This window comes from Candidatus Puniceispirillum marinum IMCC1322, assembly GCF_000024465.1.
Lineage (GTDB): Bacteria > Pseudomonadota > Alphaproteobacteria > Puniceispirillales > Puniceispirillaceae > Puniceispirillum > Puniceispirillum marinum.
The window spans coordinates 73,869-86,320 of the sequence record NC_014010.1; the positions used below are offsets into that span (position 1 = coordinate 73,869).

The window sequence follows — 12,452 nt, forward strand, 5'->3', positions numbered from 1 at the left end:
CTAGGTTTTGTTTTTGTGATCACGGACAACCGGATCATTCTCAAATGCGTCGATCAGAGCATTAGCTAGTTTCCGTGTATCTTGGGTCATCGTATCAACGCCGCGTGTGATAATGGCTATGTGATATCGCAGTTTTTGCAAGAGAGGGCGAACCATGACGCCGCCATTATTCACAGCCATTCTTGCTGAAAACGGATCAACAATGGCTGGCACCCCAGTTTCACGAACCAACGCGGCAGCTGTCAGAAGGTTGGCAACACTATAACGTGCGTTCTTCTGAAGCTTTTTTGATAGACTTGCGTCCATGCCCTGCATTTCGAGCGGATAGACATTGCCAAAGGTCACAAACTCCTGATCTCGTGGCATGGTTGTCAGGTCGAGTTTGTCAGATACTTTTGCAAGGGAGTGGTCTGCCGGAAAAAGAGCCACGTAATTCACTGCTGTTTGGTAAAGTATGTGAACCCCCTCATAAGGTGGTGAACGTGAAACAATACCAAGATCAAATTGCTGGAGTTGGACGGCATCAACAATGGCCGGGGTGTTGCGGGCATAGATAACAGTATGGGTCTTATCATTTTTTTTCTGCATCTGTCCGAGAACTTCGGGTAGCACTGATACCGAGAATGTGGGGATCACGCCAACGGATATCTTGCCAATAGTATCTTGTCGGATCGATGAGGCTAGGTCATCCAAACGCTCAATGCTGATAAAGGCACTTTCTACCGCCTGATGAAAGCGTCGTGCCTCAACCGTAGCGACAATACCCCGCCCTTGCCGCACGAATAGGGCAAAGCCAAGGGCGGTTTCCAATTCATGAATCAATCTGGTCACACTTGGTTGTGACACACGCATATGATGCGCGGCAGAGGTAATTGTGCCATGCTGCATGACCATATTGAAGGCTCTTAGTTGACGAAAATTCATTTAAAACCCCTTTAGCAAAACTATAGGTTTTTTTTATTAATTCATTCAATAATTTTATTTGTGTTATGAATTTTAATTTTGTTACGTTGTATCATGCAAAGGCATGATCTGCTGTAAAACGAGCGCCTTGCAAAAAGGTGAAAACGTGTCAAAAAGCCTACTTTCAGTCCAAGAAGCGCGAATTCGCGCTAAAAAGCGCATACCGCAGATGATGTTCGACTTTGTCGATGGCGCGTCTGGTGACGAAAGTCTGTGCGGTCTAAACAGCCGTGCGCTGGATGAAATAAGGTTGATGCCCAGGGTTTTGGTTGATGTTGCAGAACGCAACCTGTCATGCCGCATTCTGGGTCAAGAAACAGGTCTGCCTTTTGGTATTGCTCCAATGGGGATGTGTTCATTGTCTTGGCCGGGCGCCGACCGGTATATGGCACGTGAAGCGGCAGCAAGGCGTTTCCCTCTTTGTGTCTCAACAGCGTCTTCTGCTACCTTGGAACAGATTATCGAGGATGCTGAAGGTCATGCGTGGTTTCAACTTTATGCCGACCAGTCGGGTGACTTTGTTGATGAACTCATCGAAAGAGCAAAGGTTAGTGGTTATGAGGTTTTGATCCTTACTGTCGATGTGCCTATTCCATCCGTGCGCACGCGTGATTTGCGAAACGGTTTCACGTTTCCGATGCAATGGGGACCGCGCCAGATATGGGATTTTGCCACGCATCCGCTTTGGTCGTTGGCCACGGTTGCCAATAGCTTTGCCGCTGGTATGCCGCGGCCAATGAATTATGTAACGTCTTCATTCGGCACCAAATTTGTCCGTAACGCCAGCCGTGGACGCGCTAATTGGAGCTTTCTTGAAATGCTTCGTGATCGCTGGCTGGGCAAGCTGGTGGTCAAAGGTGTGCAATGTCCGCAAGATGCTTTACAGATCAAAGCCATGGGTGCGGATGCAATTTACGTGTCTAATCATGGGGGGCGGCAACTGAACGCTGCACCAACGACAATCGAGTCACTGGTGGCTATCCGTAAAGCTGTTGGCAGTACTATGCCGTTGATTTTTGATGGTGGTATTCGTTCAGGTGAGCATGTGATTAAAGCGCTTGCATCAGGCGCTAATTTTGCCATGTTGGGACGTGGTGCCATGTATGGCATAGGTGCTGCAGGGGCATCAGGCCTGTCGGACATTCTGGACGTCATTAGCAGTGAGGCTAGTTCTGTCATGGGGTTGATCGGCCATAAAAGCGTTACAGAAATCAGTGCTGCGAACCTTGCCGCTACACATCACAATAATCTATCTAAAGGACTAGACGATGCGTGAAGATAACAAAATTCGAGGTGGCGCTCTGCTGGCACGGGCACTTCAGGAAAAGGGTGTTGAGCATGTGTTCACCTTGTCAGGCGGATTTTGCAACCCTGCGCTTGAAGGTTTTATGGAAGCGCAGATGAAAGTTATAAATTGCCCGCATGAGCAGGTTGCGGGGCATTTTGCTGATGGCCACACTCGTATCACCCGAAAACCGGCTGTATGTCTTGTTGGGCCTGAGGGATTTGCGAATGCTGTTCCGGCGATGATGGAGGCGTGGGGCGAACGTTCACCAGTTATTTTTGTCACTGGATCAAGCACGCTGAAACGTCAGGGTTCGGGAGGCTTTAAGGAAATTGATGATGTTGCCATTGCTGCGCCACTGACCAAATATAGTGCCAGCATTACTGATGGTGAACGGATCAACGAATTTGTAGATCGGGCTTATAAAATTGCAACAAATGGCTATCCAGGAGCTGTGCATCTAAGTTTGCCGGTTGATATTATGTTTTCGTCTTTCCCGGAAAATATAGGCCGACAGGAACGTCCGTTTGATCTGACAGCCCAGCCACCAGCGAAAGCATGGCCCGAACCAGAGCGGTTGCAAATGGTATTGGACAAGCTAAGCACAGCGAAACGCCCTGTTTTGATTGGTGGGCATGGCGTATGGTGGACTGGCGCAGAACACTATCTGGAAGCTGCAGGACGTAAGCTTGGTATTCCTGTATTCAACATCCCTTATCATCAAAAACTGCTTGGTGAGGAATGTGAGGCCTATATGGGGCTTGCTGATATTCATCAGTATCACCCGTCAAAAGATGCGTTCCATGAGGCAGATCTGGTGCTGATGGTGGGGGCAAGGCTTGATAACCAGATGAATTTTGGCAACCCGCCTTTATTTCCAGAAACGGTTGATCTTGTATGTGTCAACGGCTCGCATGAAGAAATAGAGTTCAACCGCGCCGCTGATTTCGCGTTGTTGTCTGACCCATGCGCGTTTTTGCAGGCCATGATTGCGCATGGCGATAGCGCGTTATTTACCCTTGGTCGTGAGTGGTATGATTTGAACCGCCAGCGTCGCGCTGACTGGGTGAAAAAAATGATAGCTGATGTTGAAGCGGAGGCCAGCGCCCCAGAATTTGGTGGCCGCATACATCCGATGCAGTTGGCATTGGATGTTCAAGACGCGATGAATGATGATGACTGGCTTGTTATCGATGGTGGTAACACCCATTTCTGGTCAGAAATTGCGATCAACCTTGCTGGCTATATGGGCAAGAAATTGGGTGGAATTCTTCATCCTGGCACCTTCAGCCTACTTGGTGTTGGTGTGTCTTTTGCTGCGTCTGCGAAGAATATTCATCCTGAAAAGAATGTTGTGCTGATTAGCGGTGACGGTGCCTTTCTGTCGGGGGGCTTGTCGATCGAAACCGCCTTTCAGGAGAACCTGCCGATTACAATTGTGATTGATAATAATGGCGGCCTTGATTGTATTTCACAACAACAGGAACGTTTATTTGAAAGTGGTAAGCATTATGCGACTGATTTCCGCGATATTCCTTTCCATTCGATGTTTGAAGGGCTAGGTGGGCATGGTGAATTAGTGACCAAGCGCGAAGATATCATTCCCGCAGTAAAACGGGCCATGGCCAGTGGCAAGACTGCCTGTGTCAATGTAAAGGTCAAGGGTGTGATTAGCCCGATTGTGCTTGCCACGACATCAAAACGAGACAAGGCGTCAATCGAATAGATATTTGTTGAAAGTAAGTTGAGCCTGTTTAATGGATAGTTAGGTGAATATTCTGGAGGACAAGAAAATGGCTGTGCTGTCATCGCATTTGCTGAACGGCGTTGACGGAACACATGCCGGAAATGTTGCCATATCACTGATAAAGATCGAAGCTGATGGTTCACGTTTACCTGTGTTTGAGGGCGTGAGCGATGAGGGTGGCCGGTTTACATGTAAGGTGAATGCCGCCAGCGATGCTATCTATGAAATGGTGATTGCCAGTGGGGCATATTTTGATGTTCGTGCGATACCACATAGTGGCATGAAAATTATGAGTGACATTGTTATTCGATTTACTATGCCAGATATTTCGGCACATTATCACATACCGGTGATTATGTCGCCAAACAGCTATTCCTGCTGGTTATCAAGCTAAGGTCATGTCTGGGTATTATCGTTTTTAGAATGGCCAAGTAGTTAAATGAAGGAAATTCAATGGCACAATCAGGTCTGAACATGTCGCGGCGCATTCGGCGCTCGCCTTTTACCGACAAGGTAGAAGAATATGGCGTGCGAGGCTTTAGCGTCGTTAATCATATGTTATTGCCAAAAGCTTTTGAGACAAGTGTTGAGGATGATTATTGGCATCTTCGCGAGCATGTGCAGATATGGGATGTCGGGGTACAGCGGCAGGTTCAAATAACCGGTTTAGACGCAGCCCGTCTTGTTCAAATGATGACACCCCGCGATGTGCGGCAGGCGAAGATTGGTCAATGTCTTTATGTGCCCATGATTGATGAAGATGCCGGAATGCTCAATGATCCGGTGTTAATCAAACTAGCTGATGATAAATTTTGGCTGTCTATCGCCGACTCAGATATTTTGCTTTGGGTAAAAGGGCTGGCGCTTGGTTTAAAATTAAACGTTGATGTCGAAGAGCCTGATGTCTCTCCATTGGCGATACAAGGCCCAAAAGCAATCGCCTTGATGGCTGACCTATTTGGTGAGGCGATTCGAGATTTGGGCTATTTCCAATATGGCATATTTGATGTGCTTGGTACACGCCAGCTCATTGCGCGTTCCGGATATAGTAAACAGGGCGGTTTTGAAATTTATCTTCACGGGGGGCATCTTGGGAGTGACCTCTGGGACATGATCTATCAGGCCGGGAAACAATATAATATCATGCCTGGCTGCCCCAATCTGATTGAGAGGATTGAGGGTGGGTTAATGTCCTATGGCAACGAATTTACACGTGACAATAATCCGCTTGAATGCGGATTTGAAGAGCTTTGTTATTTTGGAGATGACATTGACTATATCGGCAAGATCGCGTTGCGCAGAATTGCTGAAGAAGGCCCTCAAAAATTAATTCGTGGCATAAAATTCGGTGGCGGCAAAGCGCCACCATGTGGCAAGCCCTTTTTGGTTACGACGCGCGACAATATTCATATTGGCCAGATTACATCGGGCATCTATTCACCACGTCTTAAATGTAATGTTGGCATGTCGATGATGGCGAAAGGCCATTGGGATTTCGGCACTGTGGTATTCGTTCATACACCCGATGGCATAGTGCGGGAGGGAACAGTTTCACCTTTGCCATTTTGAAACAATTATCAGGGTGGGCTTTGCTTCACGATTCCTAGCGTCAGACATTGAGAGCCTGAAAATCAGATGTTTGAATCTTAAACCGGAAGGTTTGGAGCGGCGTGCGGGAATCGAACCCGCGTCTTTAGCTTGGAAGGCTAAGGTCTTACCACTACACAAACGCCGCGTCTGAAATTGTTTTATAGCTATATTTCCGGTTTGTCCATGCTGTTCCTTTTGCGGTGAAAGGTTATTGCCATTATGCTTGCTGGTGATAATGCATAACCAGATGCCCCACATTCCGGTGTTCGGTTCCGGCGCGTTGCTGGCGGGTCACCATTGCATGTCGAACAGACCTATTTTTCAGATTTTGTGACCAGAGGGCTGGCTGTTCGCTGGATAGCCATATCGTGTGGGGCAACCGCCGGAGGATGCGATAATGTTTCTGGATAGACTGAAAAGATTTAAGCATGGGCCGCGTGACGACCGCGCAAAATCAGCCCTGAAGACGGTTACATGGCGTGTGCTGGCATCAACAGATACGCTGATTATTTCATGGATACTGACGGGCAATTTCAAGATTGCAAGTTCGATCATGTCGGTTGAGATCGTGACCAAGATGTTTCTCTATTACGGGCATGAGCGCATCTGGGCGCGGTTTTTATAGCTGTCTTGGGGGCTAACTATTCCCCCAGCCCCTTGATCCAGTCGAGCATGGCGGTGGTGGCGGCTTTGGTTTGCCCGGGAGAGACAATATCGCCAGCAATCACATGCGAAAATTCATCATCCTCCGCGCCCATCGTGACAGTGATGCTGGTGGCGGTCGCGCCCCATCTTTCGGCCATGTCAATCGTTTTTGCAGGATCGACAACCTGATCCTCACGCGAAAAATAGAATAGGGCAGGTGTCTGAACCGCGCTGACATCGGCATTGACCACGGCCTTGACCAATGCCGCCATCGGCAACAGGGCGGTGGTCGGATAGGTGGTTGTCCAATAGCGTGCATTGAGCGCATTGCGCGGGGGTGACTGGCGCGTGTCACCAAGGATTAAAGGCACCCAGTGGCGCGCCCATGGCCATGTCAGCAATCCGGCAAACGGGTTGTTGATGCCGAAATTAGGCGAGACAAAAATAAAGCCTTTCACATCTGCCGACAAAGCAGGGTCGAGCGCCGCCGCCGCGCTGATCGTAGCGCCAGTCGACGTTGAAATTACGATGGTCTTGTCGCCCAGCCGCCGGCCAATGGCCAAGGCCTCGCCGATATCATACATCCAGTCGGCAATGTCTGCCTCAGCCATCGCCGCCGCGCCGCGCCCATGCCCGCGTAGGCGCGTATAGAACAGATTGGCACCAAGGCTGGCGGCCAGCTGGTCAGGCACAGGGCTTATTTCGGCGGAACTGGCCGAAAAGCCATGGATATAGATGATTGATAGCGGGGTTTTCTGTTGCGGCGCGCCAGCCCAGATGATCTGCTTACCAACATTGAGGGTTATATTGTCAAAGCGCGCTTCGCGTGTCGCCAGATAGGCGGAGATATCATCGCCAAGCACGGCTTCGTCAAAGGCGATGTCAAGCGATGCCGGTTCGCGCGGTGCCAATGTCCAGACGCTGGCACAAAGCAGAATCAAAATGACAATTATACGAAAGCGCATCATGGCATCCCTTTGGCACATAAGCCGGATGTCATGATGGCGCATTATCGGCGGACTGTCACGAAGTGGTTAGCCGATGATCGAAGCTAGAACTGGCGTTTGACCTGAACCGTTGTATAGCCAGCCTTGGTGACCTTTTTGAACGGGTTGATATTGGCGGTGTCCTCTGTCGCGTATTTTTGCTGTGCCACGATCAGCGACCAGCCATTATCATGGTCAACCGATACGGTATGTTCATGCGAAATACCCCAAGCGCCTTCGTCAATATTGGTCGCCAGCTTATCTTCATAGGATAGTGACCAGTTATCGGGCTGCATATCATCGCTGACATAGCCAAGGATATTGGTAAGATTGGCGCGCAGATACAGTCCCGCCTCGCGTTCTTCACTGTCGGTGCGCTGATAGTCTTCTACTTCGGCGTTCCAGGCATCACGCCTGATAAAGTCCCATTCAATATGCGCACGGGCGGAAAAGGTGCGGCCAGAGAATAGATAGACATAAGGCATAACACGATAGGTAAGGCCGTTGATTTCGTTAAAATCGCGCTGTGACAAAGTCAGCAATGTGCCTATTTCATGCTGGTCACCTTCGCCAAAGCGATAGCGAAGCCGGGTACCTGTAGCCGAGATATGGTCATTATCCTTGGCTTTGTCAGGCGCGACACCATCGACGGTTTTGTTTTCGATTTTGGCGTGCTGGGCGCGGAAATACAGGGTGGCATATGTGGCCACATCATATTCACCATAAATGGCAAAAGCTTTCTGATCCATTTCCGATGTTTCATCAAACAGATACTCCCCGACGACATAACCGCCGGTGAATGTCGGATCGCGATATTCATCCATCACATCAGCCGCGGCGGGAGCATGTAACATGGCCAGCGCGATCATAAGGCTGGCAGACGATTTGTAATTCATCAGTTGTCTCTCATAAGTTTATTTATAAGAGATAACTAATGTGGCGATTAATAATTGAGATCAATATGCCAAATTCCGACGGTGAGTCGGTAAATAAAGCATTGAAATTATGTTAAAATTATCAGGGAGTGCGCTATCGTTTCAGATCAACCCAGCCTTTGAGGTTGTCGATGGCGATGTCTTCGATCACCTTCATGCCCGCCGCCGAGTCATTCAGACAGGGGATATAGCTGAATTTCTCGCCGCCATGCTCGATAAATTCTTCATGCAGTTCAATGTCCAGTTCATCAAGGGTTTCCAGACAATCGGCAACAAAGCCAGGTGCCATAACCATGACATGTTTCTTGCCCTGTTTGGCCAGATCGACAACGCTGATATCGGTATAGGGTTGCAACCATGGTTCGGAACCAAAGCGCGACTGAAAGGTAGCATGAAAGCTGTCATCATCCCATTTCAGCGCTTCCTTGAGAAGCCGCGCACTTTTCATACAATGGCAATGATAGGGATCGCCCGCTACAAAATAGCTTTTCGGGATGCCGTGAAATGATACAACCAGCGCATCAGGCTTGCCATGCTTTTTGACGGCGGCTTTGACGCTGGCGGCTAGTGCCTTGATATAGCCCGGATGATCGTGCCAAGGCGGGACGGTGCGCACCGCCGGTTGCCAGCGTTTATCAAGCGCCCATTTGTATAATTCATCATTCACCGTCGCGGTGGTCGAGGCCGCATATTGCGGATAAAGCGGCATCAATACGATGCGGCTACATCCGGCATCCTGTAATGCCTGTAATTGCCGGTCGATGGCGGGCTGGCCATAACGCATTGCATATGTGACCATCAGATTATCGCTGTTAAAGGTCCTGGCGACATGCTCGGCTTGCAAACGGGTGATTTTACGCAAGGGTGAGCCGTCGGGATCATCCTTTAGCCAGATACGGTCATAGGCGGCCCCCGATTTTTTGGGTCGAACATTCAGGATGATGCCATTGAGGATCACCCACCATAGCAGGCGCGGCACTTCAATCACGCGGCGGTCAGACAGAAACTGTTTCAGATAGCGCCGCATCGATTTTTTATCGGTGCCATCAGGCGTGCCCAGATTGACCAGAAGCAAGCCGGTTCTGGCTTGCCCGGGAAAGGTGGGATGATCGGCAGGGGCTTTATTTATCGGCATGGCAGACACTCTTTAAACATCACGTCCTAGATATGTAGGGACTTGATGCGGTGGCGTCCAGCCTTTCGCGCGAAAAGACCTTAAACTATGGTTTTGTCGGGTCAGCAACCTTGCGCAAATAGGGCTTTATCGTCTGCCAGCCATCGGGAAATAATGTCCATGCCTCATCATCCGATACCGAGGGCACAATGATAACATCATCACCATGCTGCCAATCAGCTGGTGTGGCCACTTTATGCGTCGCTGTTAGTTGCAATGAATCGATTGTGCGGATCAATTCGGCGAAATTGCGCCCCGTGGCCATCGGATAGGTCAATGTCAGCTTGATCCGCTTGTCAGGCCCGACGATGAATACCGACCGGACGGCCTGATTTTCGACCGCCGTGCGGCCGGCATGGCTGGTGCCTTCTTCACGCGGCAACATGTTATATAGTTTGGCAACAGCAAGTTCGGTATCGGCGATGATCGGATAATTAGGCATATGTCCGGTGACATCAGCGATATCCTGAAGCCATGAATTATGATCTTCGACCGGATCAACCGACAGGCCGATGACTTTCACATTGCGGGCTTCAAATTCAGGCTGTAATCCGGCCAGTGCACCCAGCTCGGTTGTGCAAACGGGCGTAAAATCCTTTGGATGCGAAAACAGAACGCCCCAGCTATCGCCAAGCCATTCATGAAACGACAGATCGCCTTGCGTTGTCTGCGCGGTAAAATCAGGCGCTATATCATTGATTCGTAGTGACATTTTTGTCTCCTTAGGCTGTATTGGGTGATCATGCACAGGCATGCGGCTATCGCAGCCGAAATCACGTCATATATCAGACATGGGACTCAGTTTGCGGGATACAATATGACGGGGATGACTATTTTAATTTAGCGTTTTGAAACGCAAAATTTTGCCTTTTACGGATAAAGGCGCAAAGCCATACGCTAGGAAGTCCTAAGATGTCCGATGATCACTTTGTTATTCATTTTTAATCGCTTTGCATAAAATGGTAAAAGCAACATCAATTCGAGAAACAAATTGTTTTTCAAGCTCAGTGTACGTGCTTTGGAATTTCGTATTTGTTGTCCATAAAAAATCCATCATAATTGCAGTTGAATCTATGATTAGTGTTTCATCTGTCATCCTTGTTTTTAGCAGATGATCGGTTTTTAGCAGATGACCGGTAATAATTTCATCATCATATTTCCACAAATTCTCTTTGATCAATGTGTCAATAAAAAAGAGTTTCTTTTCTTCTTCAGTAATAAAAGTTAAAAAATCTTCACTATCTGAAAATGAGTTATTCTCAATTAGATTTTTTAACCTACCCTGGCTTGCTAGACCAAGCGCCCATAATTGGCTGCCAAGCGTTTCAAAGGCTGAGCCATCTCTTTTTTCTTTTCTACAAAGTGTCGCAACATATGAAACTATCAAGCTCATATATGTCGCTTTCATAACTAACTCTTCACCTTCGACAATTTGACGGTAGGTGCTTTGAAGAATTTTGACTGATTTTATGAAGTTACCGCGCAAACGTTCATAGTCTGCTAGCTTTTTAATTATGGGAATATCAATGCAAGTATTTTCGCTTTTATGGATTTCAAGTGCTTCTATAATGTATTTTATAGCAATGTCTATGTCAGTTTTTTTGGCGGCAGTTGCTGCTTTAAGCAATCGAGAAATTTCTGGGTTTGGTTTCTCTAAGACAATCATTTATGCTCTCTTTTGCCCAGATGAATTACCCAGATAGTCCAGGTTGGCGCGCCTGATCGGATTCGGCGGTGGCACGGGAAATGGCATTTTCCAGCGCGTTCACAAGATGCGCGATCATGGCATCGGCATGAAACGGGCCAGGGGTCAGACGTAGCCGTTCGGTGCCTTTGGCAACGGTGGGGTAATTGATCGGCTGGACATAGATATTATAGTCATCAAGTAACAGCCGGCAAACGCGGGTACAGGTGGCGGCATCACCAATCATGACCGGCACGATATGCGTTGGCCCGTCGAGAAACTCTATCTGCGTGGCGCGTAACGCCGCTTTCAGCTTTTCAGCCTGAATTTTTTGCTGGTTTCGAGGCTTGTCATGCGCCCGAATATGCCGCACCGATGCCAATGCTGTGCTGGCAATGGCAGGCGGCAGGGCGGTTGAAAAAATAAAACCAGACCCGTAACTGCGCACAGCGTCACAAATCACATCATCAGCCGCGATATAGCCGCCAATCGTGCCAAAGGCCTTGCCAAGCGTGCCCTGAATGATGTCGATATCGTTATCCAGACCAAGCATCTGGGCGATGCCGCCGCCATCGGTGCCATACATGCCAACAGCATGAACCTCATCAAGATAGGTCAGCGCGTTATAACGTTTGGCCAGGTCGATAATGTCGGCAATCGGGCTGATATCACCATCCATCGAATAGACCGATTCAAAAATGATGATCTTTGGCCGGTCAAGCGGCTGGCTTGCCAGTAGCGATTCCAGATGCGCAACATCATTATGGCGGAAAATAGCCTTTTCAACCCGTGCATGACGAATGCCGGAAATGATCGAGGCATGATTCATCGCGTCAGAAAAGACAATGCAGTCATTCAGCAAGCCAGCAAGGGCGCTGATACTGGCTTCATTAGCGACATAGCCGCTGGTAAGAACCAATGCACGTTCTTTGTTATGCAATGATGCTAGTTCCTGTTCCAGCGCAACAATCGATGCGCTGGTGCCCGAAATATTGCGGGTGCCACCAGCGCCAGTGCCATGCTGACCAGCTGCATCTTGCAGGGCGGCGATCACGTCGGGATGATGCCCCATGCCGATATAATCATTCGAACACCATACCGTGACATCGCGTTTACCATCGGGGGCGTTCCAGACAGCCTGAGGATGCGCGCCAACAATGCGCTCAAGCTCAACAAAGTGGCGATACCGATTTTCGGCCACTAGTTGATTGAGCTTGCTTTTAAACGCATCGCGGTAATTCAACTGCCGTCTCCAGCCTAACAGGGTGCCTTAATGCCCTCTGTTGCGTTTGGTGGCGTTCTAAGCTTAGGGCTATTAACCAATGGTTGCTAACCTTCGCGCAAAAGCGGTTAATGTAACGAAACACGGAACCAAAACATCAAAGACAAACGAACGCTTCTTAGATAGTCACTAGGGATGTGATATCGCGAAATATCACATCC

At 48.8% G+C, this 12,452-nt stretch carries 12 protein-coding genes and 1 tRNA gene; 5 read left to right on the forward strand and 8 right to left on the reverse strand.

Annotated elements, in window-relative coordinates:
* Positions 1–924 (reverse strand): LysR family transcriptional regulator, encoded by a 924-nt coding sequence (locus tag SAR116_RS00340; RefSeq protein ID WP_013044943.1) that lies wholly within the window; start codon positions 922–924, stop codon positions 1–3.
* 145 nt (positions 925–1,069) lie between these two features.
* Here SAR116_RS00340 and SAR116_RS00345 point away from each other — a divergent pair, with 145 nt between their 5' ends.
* The 4 genes from SAR116_RS00345 to SAR116_RS00360 are packed head-to-tail and all read left to right on the forward strand — an operon-like array spanning position 1,070 to position 5,564.
* Positions 1,070–2,239 carry an alpha-hydroxy acid oxidase gene (locus tag SAR116_RS00345; RefSeq protein WP_041860988.1) on the forward strand — a complete coding sequence of 390 codons (1,170 nt, stop codon included), beginning with the start codon at positions 1,070–1,072 and terminating at the stop codon, positions 2,237–2,239.
* Positions 2,232–3,974 carry a thiamine pyrophosphate-binding protein gene (locus tag SAR116_RS00350; protein ID WP_013044945.1) on the forward strand — a complete coding sequence of 581 codons (1,743 nt, stop codon included), beginning with the start codon at positions 2,232–2,234 and terminating at the stop codon, positions 3,972–3,974. The genes SAR116_RS00345 and SAR116_RS00350 overlap by 8 nt, the downstream gene beginning before the upstream one ends.
* Before the next feature lie 43 nt (positions 3,975–4,017).
* Positions 4,018–4,389, forward strand: coding sequence for a hydroxyisourate hydrolase (locus SAR116_RS00355; RefSeq protein ID WP_148212221.1), 372 nt, complete (start codon positions 4,018–4,020; stop codon positions 4,387–4,389).
* A gap of 59 nt (positions 4,390–4,448) precedes the next feature.
* Positions 4,449–5,564, forward strand: a complete 1,116-nt coding sequence (locus SAR116_RS00360) for a dimethylsulfoniopropionate demethylase (RefSeq protein ID WP_013044947.1) — start codon at positions 4,449–4,451, stop codon at positions 5,562–5,564.
* Positions 5,565–5,656: 92 nt separating this feature from the next.
* Here SAR116_RS00360 and SAR116_RS00365 read toward each other — a convergent pair.
* Positions 5,657–5,730 (reverse strand) — tRNA-Gly (locus SAR116_RS00365).
* Between the two features lie 252 nt (positions 5,731–5,982).
* Here SAR116_RS00365 and SAR116_RS00370 point away from each other — a divergent pair.
* A complete protein-coding gene (locus tag SAR116_RS00370; protein WP_013044948.1) occupies positions 5,983–6,210 on the forward strand; it encodes a DUF2061 domain-containing protein in 228 nt (75 codons plus the stop codon).
* A 16-nt stretch (positions 6,211–6,226) separates the two neighbouring features.
* Here the strand turns inward: SAR116_RS00370 and SAR116_RS00375 are convergent, their stop codons facing one another.
* The 6 genes from SAR116_RS00375 to hemA form a co-directional block, all read right to left on the reverse strand.
* On the reverse strand, positions 6,227–7,198 hold the full coding sequence (locus SAR116_RS00375) for an alpha/beta hydrolase (protein WP_013044949.1): 972 nt from the start codon (positions 7,196–7,198) through the stop codon (positions 6,227–6,229).
* An 83-nt stretch (positions 7,199–7,281) separates the two neighbouring features.
* Entirely contained in the window at positions 7,282–8,112 is an 831-nt protein-coding gene (locus SAR116_RS00380; protein WP_013044950.1) for a hypothetical protein, read from the reverse strand.
* 133 nt (positions 8,113–8,245) lie between these two features.
* The gene (gene hemH, locus SAR116_RS00385; RefSeq protein WP_013044951.1) at positions 8,246–9,286 is read right to left on the reverse strand and encodes a ferrochelatase; all 1,041 of its coding nucleotides are present in this window, start codon (positions 9,284–9,286) and stop codon (positions 8,246–8,248) included.
* Positions 9,287–9,371: 85 nt separating this feature from the next.
* On the reverse strand, positions 9,372–10,037 hold the full coding sequence (locus tag SAR116_RS00390) for a peroxiredoxin (RefSeq protein ID WP_013044952.1): 666 nt from the start codon (positions 10,035–10,037) through the stop codon (positions 9,372–9,374).
* A 219-nt stretch (positions 10,038–10,256) separates the two neighbouring features.
* Positions 10,257–10,991 (reverse strand): hypothetical protein, encoded by a 735-nt coding sequence (locus tag SAR116_RS00395; protein WP_013044953.1) that lies wholly within the window; start codon positions 10,989–10,991, stop codon positions 10,257–10,259.
* Between the two features lie 25 nt (positions 10,992–11,016).
* Positions 11,017–12,252: a 5-aminolevulinate synthase gene (gene hemA / locus SAR116_RS00400; protein WP_013044954.1), complete on the reverse strand. Its 1,236-nt coding sequence runs from the start codon at positions 12,250–12,252 to the stop codon at positions 11,017–11,019.
* Positions 12,253–12,452 lie beyond the last annotated feature (200 nt).

Coding starts and splice junctions, on each gene's coding strand:
- SAR116_RS00370 (WP_013044948.1), top strand. CDS start 5,983: ATGTTTCTGGATAGACTGAAAAGATTTAAGCATGGGCCGCGTGACGAC.
- SAR116_RS00375 (WP_013044949.1), bottom strand. CDS start 7,198: ATGATGCGCTTTCGTATAATTGTCATTTTGATTCTGCTTTGTGCCAGC.
- SAR116_RS00340 (WP_013044943.1), bottom strand. CDS start 924: ATGAATTTTCGTCAACTAAGAGCCTTCAATATGGTCATGCAGCATGGC.
- SAR116_RS00390 (WP_013044952.1), bottom strand. CDS start 10,037: ATGTCACTACGAATCAATGATATAGCGCCTGATTTTACCGCGCAGACA.
- hemH (WP_013044951.1), bottom strand. CDS start 9,286: ATGCCGATAAATAAAGCCCCTGCCGATCATCCCACCTTTCCCGGGCAA.
- SAR116_RS00380 (WP_013044950.1), bottom strand. CDS start 8,112: ATGAATTACAAATCGTCTGCCAGCCTTATGATCGCGCTGGCCATGTTA.
- SAR116_RS00395 (WP_013044953.1), bottom strand. CDS start 10,991: ATGATTGTCTTAGAGAAACCAAACCCAGAAATTTCTCGATTGCTTAAA.
- SAR116_RS00350 (WP_013044945.1), top strand. CDS start 2,232: ATGCGTGAAGATAACAAAATTCGAGGTGGCGCTCTGCTGGCACGGGCA.
- SAR116_RS00360 (WP_013044947.1), top strand. CDS start 4,449: ATGGCACAATCAGGTCTGAACATGTCGCGGCGCATTCGGCGCTCGCCT.